The 24,337-nt window shown below is 69.7% G+C and carries 29 protein-coding genes; 11 read left to right on the top strand and 18 right to left on the bottom strand.

What is annotated here, in order from left to right:
- A partial coding sequence (locus C9E82_RS13675; protein ID WP_147482369.1) for a uracil-DNA glycosylase occupies positions 1–684 on the top strand: 684 nt, incomplete at its 5' end.
- Here C9E82_RS13675 and C9E82_RS13670 read toward each other — a convergent pair.
- A complete protein-coding gene (locus C9E82_RS13670; protein ID WP_240643718.1) occupies positions 681–1,463 on the bottom strand; it encodes a protein-disulfide reductase DsbD domain-containing protein in 783 nt (260 codons plus the stop codon). The two genes, C9E82_RS13675 and C9E82_RS13670, sit on opposite strands and share 4 nt — an antisense overlap.
- 102 nt (positions 1,464–1,565) lie before the next feature.
- On the opposite strand from C9E82_RS13670, the gene C9E82_RS13665 reads away from it, so the two are divergent.
- Positions 1,566–2,141, top strand: coding sequence for a YqgE/AlgH family protein (locus C9E82_RS13665; RefSeq protein WP_119901158.1), 576 nt, complete (start codon positions 1,566–1,568; stop codon positions 2,139–2,141).
- Between the two features lie 123 nt (positions 2,142–2,264).
- Here the strand turns inward: C9E82_RS13665 and map are convergent, their stop codons facing one another.
- Positions 2,265–3,062: a type I methionyl aminopeptidase gene (gene map, locus C9E82_RS13660; protein ID WP_119901157.1), complete on the bottom strand. Its 798-nt coding sequence runs from the start codon at positions 3,060–3,062 to the stop codon at positions 2,265–2,267.
- Between the two features lie 102 nt (positions 3,063–3,164).
- Between map and C9E82_RS13655 the strand changes: the two genes are divergently transcribed.
- On the top strand, positions 3,165–3,905 hold the full coding sequence (locus tag C9E82_RS13655) for a competence/damage-inducible protein A (protein WP_119901156.1): 741 nt from the start codon (positions 3,165–3,167) through the stop codon (positions 3,903–3,905).
- Positions 3,902–4,627 (top strand): GNAT family N-acetyltransferase, encoded by a 726-nt coding sequence (locus tag C9E82_RS13650; protein WP_122449304.1) that lies wholly within the window; start codon positions 3,902–3,904, stop codon positions 4,625–4,627. The genes C9E82_RS13655 and C9E82_RS13650 overlap by 4 nt, the downstream gene beginning before the upstream one ends.
- A 24-nt stretch (positions 4,628–4,651) precedes the next feature.
- Here the strand turns inward: C9E82_RS13650 and kynA are convergent, their stop codons facing one another.
- The 11 genes from kynA to C9E82_RS13595 are packed head-to-tail and all read right to left on the bottom strand — an operon-like array spanning position 4,652 to position 14,661.
- Positions 4,652–5,473: a tryptophan 2,3-dioxygenase gene (kynA, locus tag C9E82_RS13645; RefSeq protein WP_119898270.1), complete on the bottom strand. Its 822-nt coding sequence runs from the start codon at positions 5,471–5,473 to the stop codon at positions 4,652–4,654.
- The gene (locus C9E82_RS13640; protein ID WP_119898271.1) at positions 5,470–7,089 is read right to left on the bottom strand and encodes an AMP-binding protein; all 1,620 of its coding nucleotides are present in this window, start codon (positions 7,087–7,089) and stop codon (positions 5,470–5,472) included. The genes kynA and C9E82_RS13640 overlap by 4 nt, the downstream gene beginning before the upstream one ends.
- Positions 7,090–7,122: 33 nt before the next feature.
- Complete coding sequence (locus C9E82_RS13635) at positions 7,123–7,518, bottom strand: RidA family protein (protein ID WP_119898272.1); 396 nt, start codon at positions 7,516–7,518, stop codon at positions 7,123–7,125.
- Positions 7,511–7,900, bottom strand: a complete 390-nt coding sequence (locus C9E82_RS13630) for an acyl-CoA thioesterase (RefSeq protein ID WP_119898273.1) — start codon at positions 7,898–7,900, stop codon at positions 7,511–7,513. The genes C9E82_RS13635 and C9E82_RS13630 overlap by 8 nt, the downstream gene beginning before the upstream one ends.
- Positions 7,897–9,030, bottom strand: a complete 1,134-nt coding sequence (locus tag C9E82_RS13625) for an acyl-CoA dehydrogenase family protein (RefSeq protein WP_119898304.1) — start codon at positions 9,028–9,030, stop codon at positions 7,897–7,899. Before C9E82_RS13625 ends, C9E82_RS13630 begins: the two co-directional genes overlap by 4 nt.
- Positions 9,031–9,085: 55 nt before the next feature.
- Positions 9,086–9,898, bottom strand: a complete 813-nt coding sequence (locus C9E82_RS13620; RefSeq protein WP_119898274.1) for an enoyl-CoA hydratase family protein — start codon at positions 9,896–9,898, stop codon at positions 9,086–9,088.
- Positions 9,895–10,344 (bottom strand): MarR family winged helix-turn-helix transcriptional regulator, encoded by a 450-nt coding sequence (locus tag C9E82_RS13615; RefSeq protein ID WP_119898275.1) that lies wholly within the window; start codon positions 10,342–10,344, stop codon positions 9,895–9,897. Before C9E82_RS13615 ends, C9E82_RS13620 begins: the two co-directional genes overlap by 4 nt.
- Positions 10,341–11,066: an SDR family NAD(P)-dependent oxidoreductase gene (locus tag C9E82_RS13610; RefSeq protein WP_119898276.1), complete on the bottom strand. Its 726-nt coding sequence runs from the start codon at positions 11,064–11,066 to the stop codon at positions 10,341–10,343. Before C9E82_RS13610 ends, C9E82_RS13615 begins: the two co-directional genes overlap by 4 nt.
- Entirely contained in the window at positions 11,063–13,348 is a 2,286-nt protein-coding gene (locus C9E82_RS13605) for a bifunctional salicylyl-CoA 5-hydroxylase/oxidoreductase (RefSeq protein WP_119898277.1), read from the bottom strand. The genes C9E82_RS13610 and C9E82_RS13605 overlap by 4 nt, the downstream gene beginning before the upstream one ends.
- A gap of 45 nt (positions 13,349–13,393) precedes the next feature.
- On the bottom strand, positions 13,394–14,098 hold the full coding sequence (locus C9E82_RS13600) for a CbiX/SirB N-terminal domain-containing protein (protein WP_119898278.1): 705 nt from the start codon (positions 14,096–14,098) through the stop codon (positions 13,394–13,396).
- Positions 14,098–14,661, bottom strand: a complete 564-nt coding sequence (locus C9E82_RS13595) for a DUF4202 domain-containing protein (RefSeq protein WP_119898279.1) — start codon at positions 14,659–14,661, stop codon at positions 14,098–14,100. The genes C9E82_RS13600 and C9E82_RS13595 overlap by 1 nt, the downstream gene beginning before the upstream one ends.
- 38 nt (positions 14,662–14,699) lie before the next feature.
- Between C9E82_RS13595 and C9E82_RS13590 the strand changes: the two genes are divergently transcribed.
- Entirely contained in the window at positions 14,700–15,248 is a 549-nt protein-coding gene (locus C9E82_RS13590; RefSeq protein ID WP_244936028.1) for an NnrU family protein, read from the top strand.
- Between the two features lie 42 nt (positions 15,249–15,290).
- Here the strand turns inward: C9E82_RS13590 and C9E82_RS13585 are convergent, their stop codons facing one another.
- Positions 15,291–16,325, bottom strand: a complete 1,035-nt coding sequence (locus tag C9E82_RS13585) for an NAD(P)/FAD-dependent oxidoreductase (RefSeq protein ID WP_119898281.1) — start codon at positions 16,323–16,325, stop codon at positions 15,291–15,293.
- Between the two features lie 28 nt (positions 16,326–16,353).
- Between C9E82_RS13585 and mnmC2 the strand changes: the two genes are divergently transcribed.
- On the top strand, positions 16,354–17,034 hold the full coding sequence (gene mnmC2 / locus C9E82_RS13580) for a tRNA (5-methylaminomethyl-2-thiouridine)(34)-methyltransferase MnmC2 (protein ID WP_119898282.1): 681 nt from the start codon (positions 16,354–16,356) through the stop codon (positions 17,032–17,034).
- On the opposite strand, the gene C9E82_RS13575 is transcribed toward mnmC2, so the two are convergent.
- Together C9E82_RS13575 and C9E82_RS13570 are read right to left on the bottom strand one after the other, a co-directional pair.
- On the bottom strand, positions 17,031–17,756 hold the full coding sequence (locus C9E82_RS13575) for a rhomboid family intramembrane serine protease (protein ID WP_119898283.1): 726 nt from the start codon (positions 17,754–17,756) through the stop codon (positions 17,031–17,033). The two genes, mnmC2 and C9E82_RS13575, sit on opposite strands and share 4 nt — an antisense overlap.
- Positions 17,757–17,763: 7 nt before the next feature.
- Positions 17,764–18,189: an META domain-containing protein gene (locus C9E82_RS13570; RefSeq protein WP_119898284.1), complete on the bottom strand. Its 426-nt coding sequence runs from the start codon at positions 18,187–18,189 to the stop codon at positions 17,764–17,766.
- A gap of 131 nt (positions 18,190–18,320) precedes the next feature.
- Here C9E82_RS13570 and C9E82_RS13565 point away from each other — a divergent pair, with 131 nt between their 5' ends.
- Positions 18,321–19,589 carry a 4-aminobutyrate--2-oxoglutarate transaminase gene (locus C9E82_RS13565; protein WP_119898285.1) on the top strand — a complete coding sequence of 423 codons (1,269 nt, stop codon included), beginning with the start codon at positions 18,321–18,323 and terminating at the stop codon, positions 19,587–19,589.
- Between the two features lie 88 nt (positions 19,590–19,677).
- Here C9E82_RS13565 and soxR read toward each other — a convergent pair whose 3' ends face one another.
- A complete protein-coding gene (soxR, locus tag C9E82_RS13560; protein WP_244936027.1) occupies positions 19,678–20,181 on the bottom strand; it encodes a redox-sensitive transcriptional activator SoxR in 504 nt (167 codons plus the stop codon).
- Positions 20,182–20,292: 111 nt separating this feature from the next.
- On the opposite strand from soxR, the gene C9E82_RS13555 reads away from it, so the two are divergent.
- The 4 genes from C9E82_RS13555 to C9E82_RS13540 all read left to right on the top strand — a co-directional run bounded on the left by C9E82_RS13555 (position 20,293) and on the right by C9E82_RS13540 (position 23,673).
- Positions 20,293–21,495 carry an MFS transporter gene (locus tag C9E82_RS13555; protein WP_221035987.1) on the top strand — a complete coding sequence of 401 codons (1,203 nt, stop codon included), beginning with the start codon at positions 20,293–20,295 and terminating at the stop codon, positions 21,493–21,495.
- A gap of 31 nt (positions 21,496–21,526) precedes the next feature.
- The gene (locus C9E82_RS13550; protein ID WP_119898286.1) at positions 21,527–22,468 is read left to right on the top strand and encodes an ABC transporter ATP-binding protein; all 942 of its coding nucleotides are present in this window, start codon (positions 21,527–21,529) and stop codon (positions 22,466–22,468) included.
- Positions 22,465–23,235: an ABC transporter permease gene (locus tag C9E82_RS13545; RefSeq protein WP_119898287.1), complete on the top strand. Its 771-nt coding sequence runs from the start codon at positions 22,465–22,467 to the stop codon at positions 23,233–23,235. The genes C9E82_RS13550 and C9E82_RS13545 overlap by 4 nt, the downstream gene beginning before the upstream one ends.
- Before the next feature lie 141 nt (positions 23,236–23,376).
- Positions 23,377–23,673, top strand: coding sequence for a putative quinol monooxygenase (locus C9E82_RS13540; RefSeq protein WP_119898288.1), 297 nt, complete (start codon positions 23,377–23,379; stop codon positions 23,671–23,673).
- Between the two features lie 83 nt (positions 23,674–23,756).
- On the opposite strand, the gene C9E82_RS13535 is transcribed toward C9E82_RS13540, so the two are convergent.
- Positions 23,757–24,218, bottom strand: a complete 462-nt coding sequence (locus tag C9E82_RS13535; protein WP_119898289.1) for a hypothetical protein — start codon at positions 24,216–24,218, stop codon at positions 23,757–23,759.
- Positions 24,219–24,337: the final 119 nt, after the last annotated feature.

The following is a 24,337-nucleotide window of genomic DNA, read 5'->3' as shown; positions in this document are numbered from 1 at the left end:
ACGACGCCGCCGCCCGCCGCCCCCGCGCCGCAGGCCCCCGCCGCGCTGGCTGCCGCGCCGGGCGACGACCTGGCCGCCCGCGTGGCCGAGGCCGAAACGCTGGCGGCCGGCGCCGAGACGCTTGCCGCGCTGGCGGCGGCGCAGGAGGGCTTCGACGGGATCGAGCTGAAGAAGGGCGCGCGGAACTTCTGCTTCTCGGACGGCAATCCCGGCGCGCGGCTGCTGATCCTGGGCGAGGCGCCGGGTGACGAGGAAGACCGCCAGGGCCGCCCCTTCGTCGGCCGCGCCGGGCAGCTTCTGGACCGGATGTTCGGCGCCATCGGGCTGGCGCGCGACGCGGTCGACGCCGAAGGGGCGTTCTACATCATCAACGTGCTGACCTGGCGCCCGCCCGGCAATCGCGACCCCGAGCCGCACGAGATCGCCATGTCGCTGCCCTTCCTGCGCCGCCATATCGAACTGGCCGCGCCCGACCTGATCGTGCTGATGGGCAATATCCCCTGCCAGGCGGCGATCGGCCGGCGCGGCATCCTGCGCCTGCGCGGCAACTGGACCGAGGCCTTCGGCCGTCCCGCCCTGCCGATGATCCATCCCGCCTATCTGCTGCGCAACCCCGCCGCCAAGCGCGAGGCCTGGGCCGACCTTCTGTCCATCGCCGCGCGGCTGGACGACCCGAAGCCCTAGCCCTCGGGGTCGCAGCCCCGCATTTCCACGGCGCCGTCCGGTCCGATCAGCGTCAGCCGCAGGCTGCCCGGTCGCAGATCGAAGGGCTTGCCCTCGGGCGGCACCAGGTCGGCGGTCAGCGCCAGTCCCGCGTCCGTTTCGTCGATCTCCACGCCCGAGACCCAGACCTCCGGCCTCCGGTCCAGCTCGATCGCGGCGGCCTTGGCCGGCATCGGGCCGGTCCGCATGCTGACCTGCATCCCGTCCTCGATCGCGACGATCCGGCAGGCGGGGCGATCCGCCGATTGCCGCGGTCCCTGGGCCAGCGCGGCCTCGATCCGCGGGTCGGGGCGGTCCGCCGGCGCTGCGGCGGTCAGCGCCAGCCGGGCGGGCACGCAGATCCGCTCGCACAGGCCCAGGTCGATCTCTGCCGCCAGCTCGACCGGCGTGCCGGGCCGGGCGGCATGGGCGGTGAAGGGCAGGACCAGCCGGTCGTGGAAGCCCAGGCTGACATCGCCGCCCGACAGGATCGCCTCGGGCGCGGGCCAGTGGAAGGTGACACCCGCCAGGTTCTCGGACCCCGACCAGTCGAATTCCGGCGGCAGCCCGCTGTCGCCGGGGCTGCGCCAATAGGTCTTCCAGCCGGGTTCCAGCTCCAGCTCCAGCGCGGCGACGCGGTCGCCATTGCCATCCGTCCAGCCCGGCAGCAGCCGCGCGCCGGCCAGGCCGGGCGGCAGCGGCTCGGCCATGACGGGCGTGGCGGCCAGGGCAACAAGCGCGATCAGGAAAATCCGGTTCATGCGACGGGTTTAGCGACAGTTCCCGTCGCGATGAAGTCACAAATGCGCGCAGGTCTTGCAGATCGGGGGCCAAGCGCCGATCTTGAGGGGAAAGGAGAGCAGATGAGCCGCGACGCCGAGAACCTGACCGGAAAGATCCTGATCGCCATGCCCGGCATGGCCGACCCGCGTTTCGCGCGCTCGGTGGTGCTGGTCTGCGCCCATTCGGACGAGGGCGCGATGGGCCTGGTCCTGAACCGCCCCCTGCCCGAGATCGATTTCGGCACGCTTCTGGAACAGCTGGGGATCGAGGCCGACGATGCCGCCCGCCCGATCGAGGTGCGCTTCGGCGGCCCGGTCGAGCCGGGGCGCGGCTTCGTGCTGCACAACGTGCCCGAACATGGCAACGATCCCGAGGGCCGGCTGCGCATCGGCCGGGCGCTGGCGATGACCACGACCCGCGACATCCTGGAAGATCTCGCCCATGGCGACGGCCCCGAATCGGCGGTCCTGGCGCTCGGCTATGCCGGCTGGGGTCCGGGCCAGCTGGAACAGGAAATGCTCGACAACGGCTGGCTGACCGGCGAGGGGGCCGAGGAGCTGATCTTCGGCGACGACCACGACATGAAATGGCACCTTGCCCTGCGCGCCCAGGGCATCGACCCCTCGCTTCTCTCCTCCGCCTCCGGCCGCGCCTGAAACGCGCCCCCTGCTTCGCGCCGCCGCTTTCATCTTGGCGAAAATATCCTCGGGGGGTCCGGGGGGCGAAGCGCCCCCGGCCGTCGCGGGACGCAATCCCGCCCGACGGCCCCGCCTGACGACCTAGCCCAGTTCGGGAAAGAACCGCTCCGAGGGCGTGAAGATCTCGCAGCCGTCGGCGGTGACGCCGATGGAATGCTCGAACTGCGCCGACAGCGACTTGTCGCGCGTCACCGCCGTCCAGTCGTCGGCCAGCACCTTGGTCTCGGGCCGGCCCAGGTTGATCATCGGCTCGATGGTGAAGAACATGCCTTCCTCGATCACCGGGCCCTTGCCGGGCCGGCCGAAATGCAGCACGTTCGGCGGCGCGTGGAACACCCGGCCCAGGCCGTGGCCGCAGAAGTCGCGCACCACCGACATGCGCTTGCCTTCCGCATGAGCCTGGATCGCGGCGCCGATATCGCCGAAGGTGGCGCCGGGGCGGACCGCCTCGATCCCCTTCATCAGCGCGTCATGGGTCACCTGGATCAGCCGCTGCGCCTTGATCGGCGCCTTGCCCGCGACATACATGCGGCTGGTATCGCCGAACCAGCCATCGACGATCACCGTCACGTCGATATTCAGGATGTCGCCGTTCTGCAGCAGCTTGTCGCCGGGAATCCCGTGGCAGACGACATGGTTCACGCTGATGCAGCTGGCATGCTGATAGCCGCGATAGCCGATCGTGGCCGAGGCCGCGCCCAGCTCCTCGACACGGCTGCGGATGAAGTCGTCCAGCGCGCCGGTGGTGACGCCCGGCTCGACCATCGGGCCGACCTCGTCCAGGATCTGCGCGGCCAGGCGGCCGGCCTTGCGCATGCCCGCGAAATCCTCGGGGGCATGGATTCGGATCCCTTCACGGGTGATGCGGCTGTCGTCCATCGCAGGTCCTTTCGCTTGGCGCATAGATAGACGCCAGCGGGCACTTGTTCCAGTCCCGCGAACGGGCATAGAAACCAAAGTGTAGAAGCGGGGGCAGGGGCCATGCAATCTGACAATCCGACAGCCGCGATCCTGGTGATCGGCGACGAGATCCTTTCGGGCCGCACGCGCGAGGGCAATGCCCATCACCTGGCGCAGGTGCTGAACGCCACCGGCTTCGATCTGCGCGAGATCCGCGTGGTGGCCGACGACCACGACCAGATCGTCGCGGCGATCCGGGCGCTGGATCGCAGCCTCGGCGGCGCCTATGACCTTCTGTTCACCAGCGGCGGGATCGGGCCGACGCATGACGACATCACCGCCGACGCGGTGGCCGCGGCCCATGGCACCACGGTCGAGATCAACGAGGAGGCCCGCGCCCTGCTGCAGGCCCGTTGCGAGCGGATGGGGACCGAGCTGACGCCGAACCGGCTGCGCATGGCGCGCGTGCCGGTGGGGGCGCGGCTTCTGGACAATGCGGTCTCGGCCGCGCCCGGCTTCTCGATCGGCAATACCCATGTCATGGCCGGCGTGCCCGAGGTGTTTCGCGGCATGGTCGACTGGCTGATCCCGCGCCTGGCGGGCGGGCGCCCGGTGCAGTCGCAGACCGTCGAGGTCCGGCGCGGCGAAAGCGAAGTGGCCGACGAGCTGGGCGTCCTCGCCCTGGAATTCCCGGACCTGTCGCTCGGCTCCTACCCCTATCACGACGAACGCGGCTGGGGCACCAACCTGGTCGTGCGCGGCCTGGATGCGGGCCGGGTCGGCGCGGCCATGGCCGAGCTGAAGAAGAGGCTGGGCCTGTGATCGACGCCGCCCTGCGCGAGGCCTTCCAGGCGACCTGGCCCGCGGCGGAATATGCCGATGCGGGCGGCTTCCGGGTCGGCTGCGGGCTGGGCGCGGGCGGGCGGGTCAGTTCCGCCTGGGCGGTCGGCGCCTGGCGCGACGCCGATATCGACGAGGCGGTGGCGGTGCATGAACGCTGGGGCCAGCGGCCGATGTTCGGGGTGATGGACGACGACGAATTGCTGGCCGCCGCGCTGGATGCGCGGGCCTTCGTGCGCGAGACGCCGACCGTCATCATGGCCGCCCCGGTCGGGCTGCTGACCGACCGCCCGGTTCCGCCGGTGACCGCCTTCGCCATCTGGCCGCCCCTGGCCATCCAGCGCGAGATCTGGGAGGCGGGCAATATCGGTCCCGCCCGGCAGGCGGTGATGGAACATGTCGCGGGCCCGCGCACCGCCATCCTGGGCCGCATGGACGACCGCGCCGCGGGCGCCGCCTTCGTCGCCCTCCACGGCCCCGTCGCGATGGTCCATGCGATCGAGACGGTCCCCGCCCTGCGCCGCCGCGGCGTGGCCGGCTGGATGCTGCGCCAGGCCGCCTTCTGGGCCGGCGAGCGGGGCGCGGACCGCCTTGGCCTTGCGGTCAGCCGCGCGAATGTCAGCGCCCGCGCGCTCTATGACCGGATGGGCTTCCACGAGGCCGCGGGCTATGGCTATTACGCCCGCCCCGAGGGTTGGGGTTAGGGGGCTGGGGTTAGGGGGCCGGGGCTAAAGCTCGGTCCGCAGCTCCCACAGGTCGGGAAACAGCACCACGTCCAGCATCCGGCGCAGGTAGCTGACGCCCGAGGTCCCGCCCGAGCCGCGCTTGAAGCCGATGATCCGCTTGACCGTGGTGACATGGTTGAAGCGCCAGCGGCGGAAATAGTCCTCGAAATCGACCAGCTTCTCGGCCAGTTCGTAAAGCTCCCAATGGCGCTGGGGGTCGCGATAGATCTCGGCCCATGCCGCGCGGGCAGCGGGATCGGGGCGGTGCGGCTCGTCCAGCCGCTCGCGCGGCGCGATCTGGAAGCCCGACGCCCGCAGGCGCGCGATGACGGTGTCATAGAGCGAGGGCCGCGCCGCCTCGGCCAGAAGCGCCTCGGCGATCTCGGGGCGGTGCTCGTGCGGGCGGATCATCGCCATGTTGCGGTTGCCCGCGACGAATTCGATCATCCGGTACTGGTAGGACTGGAAGCCGCTGCTTTCGCCCAGGCTTTCGCGGAACTCGGTATATTCGCTGGGGGTCATGGTGCGCAGCACGTCCCAGGCGCTGTTCAGCTGCTCCATGATCCGCGCCACCCGCGTCAGCATCTTGAAGGCGGGCTGCAGCCGGCCCGCGCCGATCGCCTCGCGCGCCGCATCCATCTCGTGCAGGGCCAGCTTCATCCACAGCTCGCTGGTCTGGTGCTGGATGATGAACAGCATCTCGTCATGGGCCTGCGACAGCGGATGCTGGGCGCGCAGGATCCGGTCCAGGTCCAGATAGTCGCCATAGGACATCCGGCCCGTGAAGGACATGCGGGCGCCTTCGCTGGCGGGATCATAGGTCATTGCTTCAACCTGAAACGCTGGATCTTGCCGGATTCGGTCTTGGGCAGGGCGCTGCGGAAGACCACGCTGCGGGGATACTTGTAGGGCGCGATCACGTCCTTGACGTGGCGCTGCAGCCGCTCGACCGTGCCCTGGTCGGGGGCGACGCCCTCGGCCAGCACGACATGGGCCTGGACGATCTCGCCGCGCTCGGGGTCGGGCAGGCCGACCACCGCGCATTCCAGCACGTCGGGATGGGCCAGCAGCGCGGCCTCGACGTCGGGCCCGGCGATGTTGTAGCCCGAGGACAGGATGATGTCGTCCGACCGCGCGGCGAAATGGAAGCGGCCGTCCTCGTCCTGCCAGAAAGTGTCGCCGGTCAGGTTCCAGCCGTCCCGGACGTAATCGGCCTGCCGCGCATCGTCCAGATAGCGGCAGCCGGTCGGCCCGATCACCGCCAGCCGGCCCAGCTCTCCCTGCGGCAGCTCGCGGCCCTGCTCGTCCACGATCTTCGCGCGATAGCCGCCGACGGGGCGGCCGGTGCAGCCCGGATGGCTGTCGTCGAAGCGGTTGGTGATGAAGATGTGCAGCATCTCGGTCGCGCCGATGCCGTCCAGGATCGGCTTGCCGGTCTTGTCGTGCCATTCCTGCCAGACCGGGGCGGGCAGGGTCTCGCCCGCGCTGACGGCGGCGCGCAGGCTGGACAGGTCCGCCCCCTCGTCCATCGCCCGCAGCATGACGCGATAGGCGGTGGGCGTGGTCAGGCAGATGGTGGCGCGGTGCTTCTGGATGATCTCGACCATGTTCGGCGGCGAGGCGTTCTCCAGCAGCACGGCCGAGGCCCCGAAGCGCAGCGGAAACACCGCCAGCCCGCCCAGCCCGAAGGTGAAGGCCAGAGGCGGGCTGCCCATGAAGACATCCTCGGGCGTCACCCCCAGCACCTCCTTGGCATAGCCGTCGGCGATGATCAGCAGGTCGCGGTGGAAATGCATCGTGGCCTTCGGCACGCCGGTGCTGCCGCTGGTGAAGCCCAGCAGTGCCACGTCGTCGCGGCCGGTGCGCGCGGCGTCGAACTTCACCGGCTTGGTCAGCGCGGCGCGGTCCAGTTCGGCGTCGTGATTGGCGGTGCCGTCGAAGCCCACCACCGTCTCCAGCGTCTGCGAGCCCTTGGCGGCCGCCACCAGCTCGTCCATCAGCCGGGTGTCGCATAGCGCATGGCTGACCTGCGCCTTGTCGATGATCTGGCCCAGTTCCTTGGTGCGCAGCATCGGCATGGTGTTGACCACCACCGCGCCGGCCTTGGTCGCGGCCAGCCAGCAGGCCACCATGGCGGGATTGTTGGCCGAGCGGATCAGCACCCGGTTGCCGGGCTTCACCCCATAGTCGCTGACCAGCGCATGGGCCAGCCGGTTGGTCCAGTCGGTCAGCTCCTTGTAGGTTCTCGCCCGGCCGTTGCCCACCAGCGCCGTGCGGTCGCCGAAGCCGCGTTCGACCATGTGGTCGGTCAGTTCCACCCCGGCATTCAGCCAGTCGGGATAGTCGAAGCCGGACAGGTCCAGCTGCGGCCACAGCTGGGGCGGCGGCAGGCTGTCGCGGGCGAAGCTGTCCAGATGTCCGGTGGGTCCCAGTCTCTGCATGTACCTCTCCTGTCGGTCATTTTCTTCTTCTTTTCAGTCCGGGACGACCGCGGTCGCCTCGATTTCCACCTTGGCGCGGTCCTCGACCAGGCCCGCGACCTGGACCAGCGCCATGGCCGGGTAGTGCCGCCCGATCACCTCGCGATAGGCGGCGCCGATCTCGCGCAGGGCGCCCAGGTATTCGTGCTTGTCGGTGACATACCAGGTCAGGCGCACCAGGTGCTGCGGCCCCGCGCCGCCCTCGGCCAGCACGGCGACGATGTTTTCCAGCACCTGCCGCACCTGGCCGGCGAAATCGTCGGTCTGGAACTGCTGATCGGCATCCCAGCCGACCAGCCCGCCGGTAAAGATCATCCGTCCCCGCGCTGAGACGCCATTGGCATAGCCCTGGGCGGGCTTCCAGTTCCGGGGGTGAAGCAGCTCATGCATGATGCGCCTCCAGTGCCGGGCGGATATGGCCGGGCCATGGCGCAGGCGTAAATCCGCGATCCATCCAGACGACGGTGCTGCGCGCCTCGACCCGGTCCTCGGCACGGACCAGGAACCTGGCGCTGCTGCGGCCGACATGCTCGACCGACAGCAGCCATTCCAGCCGGTCGCCCAGGCGCGAGGGCTTGCGGAAATCCACCTCCAGCCGGGCGGTGGGCATCCCGAAGCCCTCGGCCATCATCCGCGCGAAGGAATAGCCCACCTCGTCGATGAAAAAGTTTTCCACCATATGGTTCACCATCTCGGCATAGCGCGGATAGAAGACGATGCCCGCCGGGTCGCAATGGCAGAACTCGATGGGAATGACGCGGGAATAGCTCATGCGCGGTCCTCCAGGACGCTGCGGGCGATGACCAGCTTCTGCACGTCGCTGGCGCCCTCGTAGATGCGCAGCGCCCGGATCTCGCGATAGAGGCTTTCGACCGCCACCCCCACCCGCACGCCGTCGCCGCCGAACAGCTGCACCGCCTGGTCGATCACCTGCTGCGCGGCCTCGGTGGCATAGAGCTTGGCCATGGCCGCCTCGCGGGTGATGCGGGCGGCGCCCCGGTCCTTGGCCCAGGCGGCGCGATAGACCAGCAGCGCGGCCGCATCGACCTTCAGCGCCATCTCGGCCAGGTGGCCCTGGACCATCTGCAGCCCGGCCATCGGCGCGCCGAACAGCTGCCGTTCCGTGACCCGCCCCAGCGCTTCGTCCAGCGCGCGGCGCGCGAAACCCAGGGCGGCCGCGCCGACGGTGGGGCGGAAGTGATCCAGGACCGTCATGGCGACACGAAACCCCGCCCCCGCTTCGCCGATCAGCGCCGCGCCGGGCAGGCGCACATCCCGCAGCCGCAGATGCGCCAGCGGATGCGGCGCCATGACCTCGATCCGCTCCACGACCTCCAGCCCCGGCGTATCGGCCGGCAGCAGGAAGGCCGACAGCCCCTTCGCGCCCGGCGCCTCGCCGGTGCGGGCGAAGATCACGTAGAGATCGGCGATGCCGCCATTCGAGATATAGGTCTTCTCGCCCGCCAGCACCCAGCCGCCGCCATCGCGCTGCGCGGTCATGGCGATCCGCGCCACGTCCGAGCCCGATCCCGGTTCGGTCAGCGCAAAGGCCGAAATCGCCCGCCCGGCCCGCGTCCGCTCCAGCCATTCCCGCTGCGCGGGGCTGCCGAACAGGCTGACCGCCCCCATGCCCAGCCCCTGCATGGCGAAGGCGAAATCGGCCAGCCCGTCATGGCGCGCCAAGGTCTCGCGGATCAGGCAGAGGCTGCGGATGTCCAGCGCCTCGCCCCCGGAATGGCGCAGCCAGCCGCCATCCCCCAAGGCGCGCACCAGCCCCCGGCAGGCCGCGTCCACATCGCCATGAGCCACCGGCAGGTTTGCGCAGGCCCACTCCTCCAGCCCCTCGGCCAGTTCGCGATGCCGTTCCTCGAAAAACGGCCAGTCCAGAAAGCTTCGATCCATCTTCATCTTGGCCCAAATATCCTCGGGGGTCCGGGGGCAGACAGCCCCCGGCGCGTCAGTTGCCTTCGAAAACCGGCCTCTCCCTGGCGACGAAGGCGCGATAGGCGCGCTCGAAATCGCGGGTCTTCATGCAGATCGCCTGCGCCTGCGCCTCGGCCTCGATGGCCTGGTCCAGCCCCATGTTCCATTCCTGCATCAGCTGCGTCTTGGTGATCCCATGTGCCCAGACCGGCCCCGCCGCGACCTGCCGCGCCAGCGCCATCGCGGCTGCCTCGACATCCTCGTGCAGGCTGTTCCAGAAGCCCCAGCGCTCCCCTTCCTCGGCGGCAAGCACGCGGCCGGTATAGAGCAGCTCCGCCGCCCGGCCCTGGCCGACGATCCGGGGCAGCATGGCGCAGGCGCCCATGTCGCAGCCGGCCAGCCCGACCCGCGTGAACAGGAAGGCGGCCCTGGCCGAGGGCGCCGCCAGCCGCAGGTCCGCGGCCATGGCCATGATCGCGCCGGCGCCGACGCAGATCCCCTCGACCGCCGCGATCACCGGCTTGTTGCAATGAATCATCGCCCGGACCAGGTCGCCGGTCATCCGCGTGAAGGCCAGCAGCTCGGGCATCTCCATGCCGACCAGCGGGCCGATGATCTCGTGCACGTCGCCGCCGGAACAGAAGTTGCCGCCATTGCTGGCCAGCACGACGACATCCACGTCCTCGGCATGGGCCAGGGCGCGGAAGGTGTCGCGCAGCTCGGCATAGCTGTCGAAGGTCAGCGGGTTCTTGCGCTCGGGCCGGTTCAGGCGGATCACCGCGATCCGGTCGCTGACCTGCCACAGGAAATGCGCGGGCGTCAGCCCGGCCATCTGGGTCTTTCTCATTCGCTCCTCCCGGCTTCGTTCTTCCCGGCGCGGGCCAGGATCTCGCGCAGCCTGTCCAGGTCGGTCTCGGTCAGTTCGGCGAAGATCGCGTCCACCTCGGCCTCGTGGCCCACGGCCATGGTCTCGAAGGCGGCCAGCCCGCCGGGCGTCAGCCGCACGCGGATGCGGCGGCGGTCGTCATCCTCGGCCTCGCGCCGGACCATGCCGTCGGTCTCCAGCCGGTCGACCACGGCGGTCGCATTGCCGTTCGAGACCAGCAGCATCCGCGACAGTTCCGACATGGTCACCCCCTCGCGCCGCCGCCACAGGGCGGCCATCACGTCGAAGCGGGGCAGCGTCGTGCCATGTTCGCGGCGCAGGTAGTCGCGCAGCCGGTTTTCCGCCGCCCGCGTCACGCCCAGCAGGCGGATCCAGGTCTTCAGCCGGCGCTTGGACAGATCGCTCATGCGCTTTCGCCCCCGTCCAGCCCGATCGCCTGCCCGTTGACGCAAGCCGCCGCCTCTGACGCCAGCCACAGCGCCGCCGCCGTCACCTCGGCAGGCGCGACCAGCCGCCCCTGGGGGTTCCTGGCCACCAGCGCCGCCCGCGCCTGATCCTCGCTGCGCCCAGTCCTTGCGGCGATATTGGCGGTGCTGCGCCGGGTCATGTCGGTGTCCAGGAAGCCGGGGCAGATGGCGTTGACGGTGATCTCCCGCCGCGCCAGCTCCAGCGCCAGCGAGCGCACCAGCCCCACGACCCCGTGCTTGCTGGCCGCATAGGGCGCGGCATAGGCCGCCCCGCGCAGCCCCGCGATCGAGGCGATGGCGATCAGCCGCCCGCCCGCCTGCATCTGCGCCAGTCCCTGCTGGAAGGTCAGGAAGGTGCCGGTCAGGTTGGTGGCGATCATCCGCTGCCAGTGATCCGCCGTGACCTTGGCGAAGGGCGCGGATTCGGCCAGGCCGGCATTGGCGATGACCACCTGGCAGGGGCCGGCCGCCTCGAAGATGCGCCGCAGCTGATCGGGATCGCCGACATCGCCCTCAACGGCGCGGATCCGGCCGCCGGCCACGCGCGCCAGCCGCTCCATGCTGCGGCCGGCGATGACGATCTCGTGGCCCTGGGCGGCGAAGGCGCGGGCCATGTCGGCCCCGGTGCCGCTGCCGCCGCCGGTGATCAGCACGCGGCTCATGCGCGGATCTCCTCGGCCTGGCGTTCGGCCAGCCGCCAGGCCTGGTCGCGCCCGGCCAGGTAGGGCAGGGGCCATGCAGCCACCCGGTCGCCCAGGGCCACCGCCGCGTGCAGCGTCCAGTAGGGATCGGCCAGATGCGGGCGCGCCAGGCAGACCAGATCCGCCCGCCCGGCCATCAGGATCGAGTTCACATGGTCGGCCTCGTAGATATTGCCGACCGCCATGGTGGCGATCCCGGCCTCGTTACGGATGCGGTCGGAAAAGGGCGTCTGGAACATCCGGCCATAGACGGGCTTCGCCTCGGGGCTGGTCTGGCCGGCGGAAACGTCGATGATGTCGGCGCCCGCCGCGTGGAAGGCGCGGGCGATCAGCACCGCCTCTTGCGGGGTGACGCCGTGATCCTGGGTCCAGTCATTCGCCGAGATGCGCACCGACATGGGCTTCGTCGCAGGCCAGGCGGCGCGCATCGCCCGCAAAAGCTCCAGCGGCCAGCGCAGGCGGTTTTCCAGCGATCCGCCGTAATCGTCGCTGCGCCGGTTCGACAGCGGCGAGATGAAGCTGCTGACCAGATAGCCATGGGCGGCGTGCAGCTCGACCATGTCGAAGCCGGCCCGCGCGGCCATTTCGGTCGCGGCGACGAATTGCGCCGTCACCTGATCCATCTGCGCCCGCGTCATTTCCTGCGGCACGGCATTCTTCGGCGACCAGGGGATGGCCGAGGCCGAGATCAGCGGCCAGTTGTCCCTTTCCAGCGGCTGGTCCATCCCCTCCCATCCGATCCGCGTGCTGCCCTTGCGCCCGGAATGGCCGATCTGGCAGCAGATCCTGGCATCGGTTTCCTGGTGGACGAAATCCACGATCTCGCGCCAGGCGGCCTCGTGCTCGGGCGCGTAGAGCCCCGGACAGCCCGGCGTGATCCGGCCCTCGGGCGAGACGCAGGTCATCTCGGTATAGACCAGCCCCGCGCCGCCCTTGGCGCGTTCGCCGTAATGGACCAGGTGCCAGTTGGTCGGCCGCCCGTCCACCGCCTTGTATTGCGCCATGGGCGAGACGACGACGCGGTTCTTCAGCACCATGTCGCGCAGCCGGTAGGGCGCGAACATCGGCGCCCGGCCGGGCTGGCCGCCGGCCTGTTCCTGGAACCAGTCCTCGGCCCGGCGCAGCCAGTCGGGGTCGCGCAGGCGCAGGTTCTCGTGGCTGATGCGCTGGCTGCGGGTCAGCAGCGAATAGGTGAACTGGATCGGGTGCAGGTGGAAATAGCGCTCCGCCTCCTCGAACCATTCCAGGCTGTTGCGCGCGGCCGATTGCAGGCGCAGCACCTCCAGCCGGCGTTCGTCCTGGTAACGCTGGAAGGCGCGTTCCAGCGTGGGTTCCGAATGCAGGTAGTCGGCCAGCGCGATGGCGCTGTCCAGGGCCAGCCGCGTGCCCGAGCCGATCGAGAAATGCCCGGTCGCCGCCGCATCGCCCATCAGCACGACATTCTCGTGATACCAGCGATCGCAGATCACGCGGGGGAAGTTCATCCACACCGCCGAGCCGCGCAGATGGGCGGCGTTCGACATCAGCGCGTGCCCGCCCAGATGCGCGGCGAAGACCTTGCGGCAGGTCTCGACGATCTCGTCCTTGCTCATCGCCTGGAAGCCGAAGCTGTCCCATGTCTGCTGGCTGCATTCGACGATGAAGGTCGCGGTGTCGGCGTCGAACTGATAGACATGCGCCCACAGCCAGCCATGGTCGGTCTTCTCGAAGATGAAGGTGAAGGCGTCGTCGAATTTCTGATGCGTGCCCAGCCAGATGAACTTGCACAGCCGCAGGTCGATGTCGGGGCGGAAGGTTTCCGCATATTCGCCGCGTATGCGGCTGTTCAGCCCGTCGGCGGCGACCACCAGGTCGTAATCCCCGCGCATTTCCTCGGCGCCGCCGAATTCGGTCTCGAACCGCATCTCGACGCCCAGGTCGCGGGCGCGGTCCTGCAGCAGGCTCAGCAGCTTCTTGCGGCCGATCCCGGCGAAGCCGTGGCCGCCCGACACGTCGCGCTGCCCGTCGCGGATCACCGCGATGTCGTCCCAATAGATGAAGTTCCGCCGGATCGCCTCGGTCGAGGTCGGGTCGTTCCTCTGCATCCGCGACAGCGCGTCGTCCGACAGCACCACGCCCCAGCCGAAGGTGTCGTTGGCGCGGTTGCGCTCCAGCACCGTCACCCGGTGCGAGGGGTCGCGCAGCTTCATCGAGATCGCGAAATAGAGGCCCGCGGGGCCGCCGCCGAGGCAGAGAATCTTCATGCCGTGCTACCTCCTGTCCCCGCGGAGGCTGGCACGGGGCGGATGTTATTTCAAGTTTAAAATGTATCCCCGGATGGCGGCGGCGATCAGGCCTGGCACCTCGGGGGCCAGCCCGATCGGATCGAGGCGCGGGCCGGCAAAGCCCGCCCGGTCCAGCGCCGCCGGAAGGTCGTCCAGCACATGTTCGGCCCGCAGCGCGAAGAGGGGCAGGCTGACGGCGCGGGTCAGGCCCCGCGCGGCCTCGGCAATGAAGGGTTCCTGTTCGACGAAGCCGGTGACGATGCGGGCGAAATGCGGCGCGATCCGGTCGGCCAGCGCGGTGGTGATGGCGAAGCTGGCCTGCGAGCGTCCCGAGCCGTGGGCGGTCAGCAACAGCGTGGTGTCCGCCGCGCCCCAGCCCTGGGCGGCGGCGGCGGCATGGGCCTTGGCGGTAATCAGGCCGGGCAGGGCCGGATCGGTGCCGAAGGGGCGCAGGATGCGGGCGCCGGGCGCGCCGGCCTGGGCCAGGCGGCGGGGCAGCTCGCTGCGGGTGAACCAGCCCTCGGCCATGAACATCGGATAGATCAGGCTGTCGTCACCTGCGACCGAGGCCAGCGCGCCCGGCATGGCCAGCGTCGCGCCCATGACGGGAAGGGCGGGATCGTGCCGCGCGACGGCCCGCGCCAGATCCTCGATGGCCTGCTGCTGCGGGCCGGGATCGCCGGGCTGTCCATGCGAGACGATGACGGCGTTGCGGAACGGCGGGCGCATCAACTGTCCCGGAAATACTGCGCGAAGACCTCGGGCATGGCGAATTCCTGCAAGGCGCGGGCGCGGGCCGTGGCCGACATCTTGCGGGCGGTCCTGTCCACGATCCGCTCCATCTTGTCGTCGGGCTGCTCGGCCGCGAAATCGCCCAGATACCAGCGGATGAAGGTGAAGCAGGCGACATCCTCCAGCGCCTGGACCTCGGGGTCGCGCTTGATGCCCTGCTTGGTCAGCATCCGCCGGGCGCGGTCGATCTGGTCCGGGTCATAGCCCGCCTCGCTCATGATGCCCGCCACCCGCTCGGCATGGCGGCGGCCCTGTTCCTGGCGCCATTGCAGATAGCCCGCCCGGTCCATCGGATAGCTGTCGCGCGGCAGCATCCAGCGTTCGACATGCTGGCCGCGGCAGGCGATCTGCAGCGGCTCGGAGGCGTCGGGATGAAGCTTCAGCTGTTCCTCGGTCATGCGCTGGCCATAGAGCAGCGCGGCGGGCTGGCCGTCTTCCAGATGCGGGTCCTGGGCATTGGCAGCGTCGATGGCGTCGAAAACGGTGGCTATGCGGGTCATGGCTGTCTCCTTTGTCGCACCTTCACCCGCTGGCGCCCGTGGCTGCAAGCCGCTATCGCTGGGGCATGGACGGATGGGGCGAATATCTGGCGGCATGGGCCGCCTTTCTGGGCGCGCATGTGATCCCGGCCATGCCGCGCATCCGCGCCCGGCTGGTCGCGCATCTGGGCCGGCGGGCCTATCTGGCGGGCTTCAGCCTGCTGTCGCTTGGCCTGCTTTACTGGCTGATCCTGGCCGCCGGGCGGGCGCCTTATGTGGCGCTGTGGGAGGCGGGCGGCTGGAGCCGCTGGCTGGTCAACCTGGCGATGCCGCTGGCGATTCTGTCGGGGGTGATGGCGGCCGGGCTGTCGGGGCTGGTGCTGGCTTTCGCGATCTGGGCCGGGGCGCATCTGGTCGCCAATGGTGATCTGGCCCATGCGGGCTTCTTCGGCGGCATGCTGGTCTTCGCGCTGCTGGGGCTGCTGCGGTCGGGGTTGCCTGCGGGCTTTCGGGTGACGCTGCCGCGGCTGGTTCTGGCGGTGCTGATCTGGGCGGCGCTGCTGCATCTGCATCCGCTGGTGATCGGGGTCTCGCCCCTGCCGGTCTGAGCGGCGGGCGGTCCAGCGGGTATTTGGACAACGAAGAAGCGATCAGGCGAGGCGGAAGGCGTCGGGGATCCGGTCCCGGCCGGTCAGGATCAGCTCGGCCATCAGCGCGGCGATTCCAGGGGCCATGCCGAACCCGATCTTGAAGCCGCCATTGGCGACGTAATGGCCGGGACGGCCGGGCCAGGCGCCCAGCAGCGGCGCGCGGGAGGCCGCGCGGGGGCGGATGCCGGCCCAGGTCTCGAGGACCGGGGCGTCCTTGAGCGCCGGGCAGGCCGCGCGGGCGCGGGCGATCAGCGCCTTCGCCTGTTCGTCGGGGCGGTCATCGGCGAAGCGGTTTTCCGAGGTCGAGCCGATGGCCGTGGTGCCGTCGGCATGGGGCACGATATGCAGCCCCTCGGCAAAGACCTGCGGGGCGTCGGGCGCGCTGAAGCCCAGGAGCGCGGACTGGCCCTTGACGCCCTGTCCGATGGGCCGGCCCAGCTCGCGCGAGAGCATGGCCAGCCCCTCGGCCCCGGTGGTCCAGAGCGCGGGGGCGGCGAGGTCGTCGGGGGCGGCGGCCTGGCCCTCGACGATTCGGCCGCCCTTGCTGCGGATGGCCTCGGCCAGGGCGGCCAGCGCGGCGCGCGGGTTCAGCCGTGCCGTCAGCCCGTCCCGCAGCCAGAGCCCGGTGGGGCTGGCGGGGACCAGCGGGCCTTCGGGCGCGTCGGTCAGCCGCATCGGCATGGCGGCGGGCCACCGGCCTTCGGCGGCGGCGATGCGGGGGGCGAGCCTTTCCGCGGTCGCCATGTCGGGGACGGGTTGCAGCCTGCCGGTGCGGGCATAGCCGGTGGGCAGGTCCGATGCCGTCTGCACCCCGGCCCAGAAGCTCTCGGCCATCAGCAGGCTGTCCAGCTGGAAGGCCTTCTTGTCGTTCCAGTTGTCGGGCACATGCGGGGCCAGCGCGCCGACCGTCCCGCCCGAGGATCCCGCGCCGATCCGGCGGGCCTCGATCACCCGCACCCGGGCGCCGCGCCGGGCCAGTTCCCAGGCGCAGGACAGGCCGAATATCCCGGCGCCGACGATGGTGATGCTTGCCAAGGCGCGGCCCTTTCCCCTAGCTGCCCTGATGAGCGAGTTAACCGATCAGGGCGGCGCAGGCCAGCCGGGGCTTGAATGGCGCGAGGGCGGGGTGCCGGTCTCGACCCGTTTCGACGATCCCTATTTCAGCCTGGCCGGGGGGCTGGCGGAGACGCGGCATGTGTTCCTGGCGGGCAACGACCTGCCGGCGCGGCTGCGGCCCGGTTTCCACGTCGCGGAACTGGGCTTCGGGACCGGGCTGAACTGCCTGGCGCTGGCCCGGCTGGCCTCTGTCCCGGTGCGGATGACCAGTTTCGAGGCCTACCCGATGGATCTTGCGCAGCTGCAGCGCGCCCATGCCGCCTTTCCCGAGCTGGCGGAACTGGCGGCGGAACTGCGCGCGGGCTGGGGGCGGCGGGCGATCCGCGTCGGGCCGGTCGAGCTGGAGCTGGTGCTGGGCGATGTGGCCGCGACCCTGCCGCGCTGGCCGGGCCGGGCGGATGCCTGGTTCCTGGACGGGTTCTCGCCCGCCAAGAACCCGGAGATGTGGTCGGATGCGATCATGGCCGAGGTCGGGCGGCACACGGCGCCGGGCGGGTCCTTCGCGACCTATACCGCCGCCGGCCATGTCCGCCGCGCATTGCAGGCGGCGGGTTTCGCGGTCGAGCGCCGCCCCGGTTTCGGGCGCAAGCGGCACATGAGCGCCGGGCGCATGGGCACGCGCCCCTAGCGGCCGACGCGGGGGATGCGGCTGGCGGAATACCTGGCCTCGGGATGCGGCGGCAGGCCGTGGGTGCGGCGCCAGAAGGCGGGGCCGCCGCGGCGCAGGAATAGCGGCAGCACGAGGACCAGCCCGGCCAGGAAGCCGCCGGCATGGGCCCAATAGGCGACGCCGCCTTCGCCCGCCGCCATGCTGAAGCCGCCCAGCAGCTGGACGCCGAACCACAGGCCCAGCATCAGCCAGGCGGGCACCGGGAAGATCCGGAAGAAGATGATGAAGATCAGCAGGACGTCGACGCGGGCGCGCGGGAACATCAGCAGATAGCCGCCCATCACCCCGGCGATCGCGCCCGAGGCGCCGACCATCGGGACCGGCGACAGCGGTTCCGCCGCGATCTGCGCCGCCGCCGCCGCCAGCCCGCAGGCCAGGTAGAAGACCAGGAAGCCCGCATGGCCCATCTGGTCTTCCAGGTTATCGCCGAAGATCCACAGGAACAGCATGTTGCCGGCGATATGCAGGAAGCCGGCATGGAGGAACATATGCGTCACCATCCCCGACAGCGCGTCGCCATGCACCACCGCCAGCGGATAGAGCGCCATCTGCGTCCACAGCCAGTCCCCGCCCTGAAGGAAGGGCAGGGTCAGCAGGAACATGACGATATTGGCCGCGATCAGCCCATAGGTGACATAGGGCGTCCGGTGGGACGGGTTGTGATCGCGGATCGGGAACATCGCTGCCTCACTGGGCGGGCGGCGGGCCCAGCAGCAGCCGCGTCGCGCCCGTCGCGTCGGTCAGGGCGACCTGCCCGGCCTCGGGGCCGGCGCTGGCGGCGGTGATCTCGGGCAGGGTGGCCAGGAAGCGCGTCTCGGCGGCCGAGCGGGCCTCGTCGAGGCAGGCCATCCGGGTCGAGGCGCCGGGGCTGATCGAGATCCCCGCGCCCGAGCGGGTCAGCTGCGCCATGAAGCGGTTGCAGGGCGCCTGGCCGGCGACGGCATCGTCTTCCGACAGCTGGAAGCTGGTGCCTTCGGGGGCGGGCTGGCCGTCGATGGCCAGCACGGCGAAGCTGCTGCCGGGGGGCAGCGGATCGGCGGCGGTCTCGGTGCTGCCCGGCAGGCAGGCCGAGAGGGCGAAAAGGGCGGCGCTTGCCAGCAGGGCGTGACGCATCGGTGATCCTTTCGGGTTGCGGGCCGATCATGGCCGAAGCCCGGCCCGCCCGCAAGCAGCCCCCTGTTCGACGGCGATCGGCCGCGCTACAGATGGGCCTGCGGGCCCCGCATGAGGACAGGAGAGACGCCATGACCAGTCTGACCGAACGCAAGGATGCCGCCATCTCGCGCGGCGTCGGCATGACCACGCAGATCTATGCCGACCGGGCCGAGAATGCCGAGATCTGGGACAGGGACGGCAATCGCTATATCGACTTTGCCGCCGGGATCGCGGTGGTGAATACCGGCCACCGCCATCCGAAGGTCATGCAGGCCGTGCGCGACCAGCTGGACCGCTTCACCCATACCTGCCACCAGGTCGTGCCCTATGAAAGCTATGTCGCGCTGGCCGAGCGGCTGAACGCGCTGGTGCCCGGCGATTTCGCCAAGAAGACCATCTTCGCCACCACCGGCGCCGAGGCGGTCGAGAACGCGATCAAGATCGCCCGCCACGCCACCGGCCGGCCCGGCATCGTCAGCTTTGCCGGCGGCTTTCACGGCCGGACCTTCATGGGCATGGCGCTGACCGGCAAGGTCCAGCCCTACAAGGCCGGGTTCGGGCCGATGATGCCCGACATCTGGCACCTGCCCTTCCCCAACCCGTTGCACGGCGTCAGCGTCGAGGAGGCGCTGAAGGCGCTGGAGCGGCTGTTCAAGGCCGACCTGGAACCCTCGCGCGTGGCGGCGATCATCGTCGAGCCGGTGCAGGGCGAGGGCGGTTTCTACGAGGTGCCGGCGGGCTTCATGGAGATGCTGCGCGGGCTGTGCGACAAGCACGGGATGCTGCTGATCGCCGACGAGGTGCAGACCGGCTTCGCGCGCACTGGCAAGCTGTTCGCGATGGAGCATCACGGCGTCGCCGCCGACCTGGTGACCATGGCCAAGGGGCTGGGCGGGGGGCTGCCGATCAGCGCCGTGACCGGCCGGGCCGAGATCATGGACAGCCCCAATCCGGGGGGCTTGGGCGGCACCTATGCGGGCAATCCGCTGGGGGTGGCGGCCGCCCATGCGGTGCTGGACGTGATCGAGGAAGAGGCGCTGTGCGACCGCGCCGTCCGCCTGGGCCAGCGGCTGAAGCAGCGCCTGGCGGCGCTGCGCGACCAGGTGCCCGAGATCGTCGACATCCGCGGCCCCGGCTTCATGAACGCGGTCGAGTTCAACCTGCCCGGCACCGACAGCCCGGCGCCGGAATTCGCGGGCCGGGTCCGGGAAGAGGCGCTGGCGCGCGGGCTGATCCTGCTGACCTGCGGCGTCCATGGCAACGTGGTCCGCTTCCTTGCGCCGCTGACCATTCCCGACGCGGTCTTCGAGGAGGCCCTGGATATCCTGGACGAATCGCTGCTGGCGGCGCGGGGCTGAGAGGGCGGCGCCGGGGGTTTTCCACCCCCGGACCCCCGGAAGGTATTTTTCAGGAGTGCGAGGGGCCGGGCTGGGGCGCTGTATCGGGTCAGGCCGGCCGGTAGTCGTCCTTTTCGAGGCCCGGCGCGCCGGGGCCTTCGGCGGCGGCGGCATCCTCGGGGTTGAACATCCGGCACAGTTCGTGGGACAGACAGCCGCAGCGGATGCACAGGCCGAGGCGGTCGCGGACGCGCTTCAGGGTCTCGATCCGCTGGTCGAGGTCGTCGCGCCAGCCTTCCGAGATCCGGCGCCATTCCTCGCGGCCGAGCGGTTCGCCCGAGAGCGCCGGCCCGAGGGCGTCGCGGATCTCGGCCAGCGGCAGGCCGGCGCGCTGGCCGGCCTTGATGATGGCCAGGATGCGCAGGCTGGCGCGGCTGTAACGGCGGTGATTGGCAGAGTTCCGGGTGGCGCGTAGCAGCCCCTCGCGTTCGTAGTAATGGATGGCAGAGATCGCAATCCCGCTGCGGCGGGACAGGGCGCCGACCGACATATAGGGCGTCGAAGGAGAAGTCGATTTGGATTCCTTGGACATTTTCAGCTTGTCCTCAACCATGGTTGAGGCCCTAGGGTCGCATTCCTGCAACAGGATGGCAAGGAGCGTGACATGGCGGAAATACCCGATCGGCGCGAAGGCGCGGCATCCCGGCGGGGGATGGCGGCCATGATGGACCCGATTCTTCTGGACCGGCGGGTCTGGGTGCTGATGCTGGCGGCGATGCTGACGATCATGTCGAACGCGACGATCACGCCCTCGCTTCCGGGCCTGCAGCAGATCTTCGCCGACAATCCCGACGCGGCGCTGCTGACGCGGCTGCTGATCACCGCGCCCTCGCTTCTGGTCGCCCTGACGGCGCCGGTGGCGGGCGGGGTCGCGGACCGTTTCGGGCGGATGCCGCCCTTGTATTTCGGGCTGGCGCTGTTCGGGATCGCGGGCACGGCGGGGTTGTATCTGACCTCGCTGGAGGCGATCCTGGCCAGCCGGCTGCTGCTGGGCCTGGGCGTCGCCTGCATCATGACGGCGCAATCGGCGCTGATCGGGGATTATTTCGCGGCCCCGGTGCGCGGCCGCCTGCTGGGCTATCAGATGGCGGCGGTGAACCTGGGCGGGCTGGTCTGCGTGACCCTGGCGGGGGTGATGGCGGGATATGACGCCCGGCTGCCCTTCGCGATCTATGGCGTGGGGCTGCTGCTGCTGTGGCCGGTCCGGCGGCACCTGGCCGAGCCCGCGCGCGGCTCCGACGGCGGCGGCGCGCAGCCGGTGGCGGGCGAGGGAGAGCCCGGCTGGCTGCTGGTCGTGGCGCTGATGGCGGGCGCGGCGGGGATGACCTTCGTGATGTATTACGCGGTGCCGACGCAGCTGCCCTATCTGCTGGCCGCGATCGGGCTGGACCGGCCGCATCAGGCGGGGCTGGCGCTGGGGGCGACCATGCTGGCGGCGGCGCTGCTGTCGGTCGCGTCCGGCTGGATCCGGCTGTGGCTGGGGCGGATCGGCACGCCGGTCGCCGGCTTCCTGCTGCTGGCGGCGGGGTTCTGGGGCATCGCCGAGGCCGGCACGCTGACGCTTCAGATGCTTGCCGCCGGGCTGAACGGGGCGGGGCTGGGGCTGACCATGCCGGCCTTCATCACCACCGCGTTGAACGTGACGCCCGCGCATCGGCGCGGCGCGGTGGCCGGGGCGATCACCTCGGCAATCTTTCTGGGTCAGTTCCTGTCGCCTCTGGCAACGCAGCCCATGGTTACCTATCTGGGCTATCCGGGCATGTTCCATGTGGGTGCGGTCGCCTATGTGGCGCTGGCTGCATTGCTGTTTCTGACCCTCAGGCGCCAGTCGCCGCCCGCCGTCATCCGACCCGCCAGCCCCGAATAGGGCCGGGCGTTTCCCGAAAAAGGAGCCTCTCATGGCCGGAATCATCGAGATCGAGAATCTCTCGAAGCAATATGGCAGCGGCACGAAGGCGCTGAGCGATGTCAGCCTGTCGATCGAGGAGGGCGAGATCATCGCGCTGCTTGGCCCGAACGGGGCCGGCAAGACGACGCTGATCTCGATCATCTGCGGGCTGGTGGTGCCCACCGGCGGGTCGGTCCGCGTCGGCGGCCACGACATCGCCACCGACTGGCGCGCGGCGCGCCGGCTGATCGGGCTGGTGCCGCAGGAGATCGCGCTGGAACCGTTTGAAACCGTGATGAACAGCGTCCGATTCACCCGCGGCCTTTACGGCGAGGGGCGCGACGATGCCTGGATCGAGCAGGTGCTGCGCAGCCTGGCCCTGTGGGGCAAGCGCGACGCCGCCACGAAGGAGCTGTCGGGCGGCATGAAGCGGCGGGTGCTGATCGCCAAGGCGCTGTCGCACAAGCCCAAGGTGCTGTTCCTGGACGAGCCGACGGCGGGCGTCGATGTCGCCCTGCGCCGCGAGATGTGGCAGGTGGTGGAACAACTGCGCCGCGACGGCGTGACCATCATCCTGACCACGCATTACCTGGAGGAGGCCGAGGAAATGGCCGACCGCGTCGGCGTCATCGACAGGGGCCGGCTGGTGCTGGTCAAGCCCACGGCCGAGCTGATGGGCGAATTCGGCCGCAAGACCCTGACCATCGAGCTGGACGCCCCGCTGACCCGCATTCCCGACCGGCTGGACGGGCGCGGGCTGCGCCTGGCCGCGGATGGCCGCGCGCTGGCCTATGACTATGACACGCGGGCCGAGCGCACCGGCATCGCCCGACTGCTGGGCGACCTGGCGGCCGAGGGGGTGACGGTGCGGGACGTCTCGACCCGGCAGTCCAACCTGGAAGAGATTTTCATGACGCTGGTTTCCGAGACGCGTCAGGAGGTGACGGCATGAGCGCGATCAACTGGCCCGGAGTCTGGGCGATCTTCCACCACGAGATGATGCGCTTCTTCCGCACCATCATGCAGTCGCTGCTGTCGCCGGTCGTCTCGACGGTGCTGTATTTCGTGGTCTTCGGCGCGGCCATCGGCGGGCGCATCCAGTCGGTCGACGGCGTGCCCTACGGCGCCTTCATCGTGCCGGGGCTGATGATGCTGACGGTGCTGCAGCAATCAGTCAGCAATGCCAGCTTCGGGATCTATTTCCCCAAGTTCAGCGGCACGATCTACGAATACCTGGTCTCACCCGTGGGCTGGATCGAGGTGACGGCGGGCTTCGTCGGCGCGGCGGCGGCCAAGGCGATCCTGATCGCGCTGGTGATCCTGCTGACCAGCTTCGGCTTCGTGGGAGTCCAGATCGCGCATCCCTTCTGGATGCTGGGCTTCCTGTTCCTGACCGCGCTGGCCTTCAGCCTGCTGGGCTTCATCATCGGGCTGTGGGCGAAAAGCTTCGAGCAGCTGCAGATCGTGCCGATGATGGTGATCACGCCGCTGGTCTTCCTGGGCGGCGCCTTCTATTCGGCCTCGATGCTGCCGCCCTTCTGGGAAGGCGTGGCCAAGCTGAACCCGGTACTCTACCTGATCTCGGGGTTTCGCTGGTCGTTCTTCGGCCTGGCCGACGTGCCGGTCGGCGTGTCGCTGTTCGCGGTGATGCTGATGATCGGCGTCTGCTTCGGCATCATCCGCTGGATCTTCGCGACGGGCTGGCGGTTGAGGGAGTGAGGGGCGGCGAGGCTCGCCCCCCTGCCGCGGCCGCGCCCGTGACGGGTTGAATCCAGGCCGGCCATGTGATCCCTATCTGATCGTGGCCGATCATCGTTGTCCGAGTTGTTTCACCAACATGGCGGCAATACGGGATAGGATATGCTCAAGGTCATAGCACAGGACTTTATTCGCCCCGATGCTGTCAGCATTGTTCGTCCGCTCTATGAGGAACTTGTCAGGCTGACGCGGCAGGAGCCGCTATGCATCAGCTACGAGCTGTTTGTCGACCAGAAGGATGCTGGCCATTTCATCTTCATCGAGACATGGCCAGACCGCCCTGCTCTCGATGAACATTGTGCAACCGAGCATTTTCGGCGTCTTGTGCCACAGATCAATGCATATCAGCGGCAGGCGGGCACTTTCATTCTGATGGATGATTTCGGCTCGAACACCTGAACCTCCAGAGCCGCGCTGCCGCCGCTCGGTCCCGCATGACCGCCATCGTTCAGCGCGCCGTCATCCCGCTCATCGCGAAAATCCTACCGCCGCCGCAAGCTGTCGCAGATCTTCGTCTGCGGGTCCAGCCGCACATATTCCTGCGCCGAGATCACGTTCATCTGGTGAGAGCGGTTCCAGCCTGAAAACCAGCGGTCGCGGATGCCGTTGCGGTAATACTGCCCCATGATCTGGTCCACATAGGGCGGGATAATCTGCGTGCCGGGCAGGCGCGGGGCGTGGAAACCCACGCGCGCGCCGGGGCCGAGGCAGGCATTGGGCAGGGTGATCAGGATCGTGCAGGCGGAACGGCAATAGCCGCGGATCCGCACCGTCTTGCCCGAGCGCGCCAGCTGTTCGCGATAGCGGACCATCTGGATCACGTTGCCCCCGCGATTGTTGGTCACGTCGATGAAACGGCCGCGATTCTGCGCCTCGCCGCTGTCGGGGGCCAGGGCGATGATGAGGGCGACAAGCGGGGCGATCAGGCGAAGCGCGTTTTTCATGGCGGCATATCATCCGAAGCGGCAGGGCTGGGAAAATCACGTTACGGCGATCCGGCCACGGGCCGCGACAAAAACGCGGGCGCAGGCTGTGCTGTCTCTTTTCCGGGGCGGGCGAATCA

It is taken from the genome of Paracoccus sigandri (assembly GCF_003709565.1).
GTDB classification, from domain to species: domain Bacteria; phylum Pseudomonadota; class Alphaproteobacteria; order Rhodobacterales; family Rhodobacteraceae; genus Paracoccus; species Paracoccus siganidrum.
Note: the sequence above shows the minus strand (reverse complement) of the source record. Positions and strands in the feature narration are given on the sequence as shown.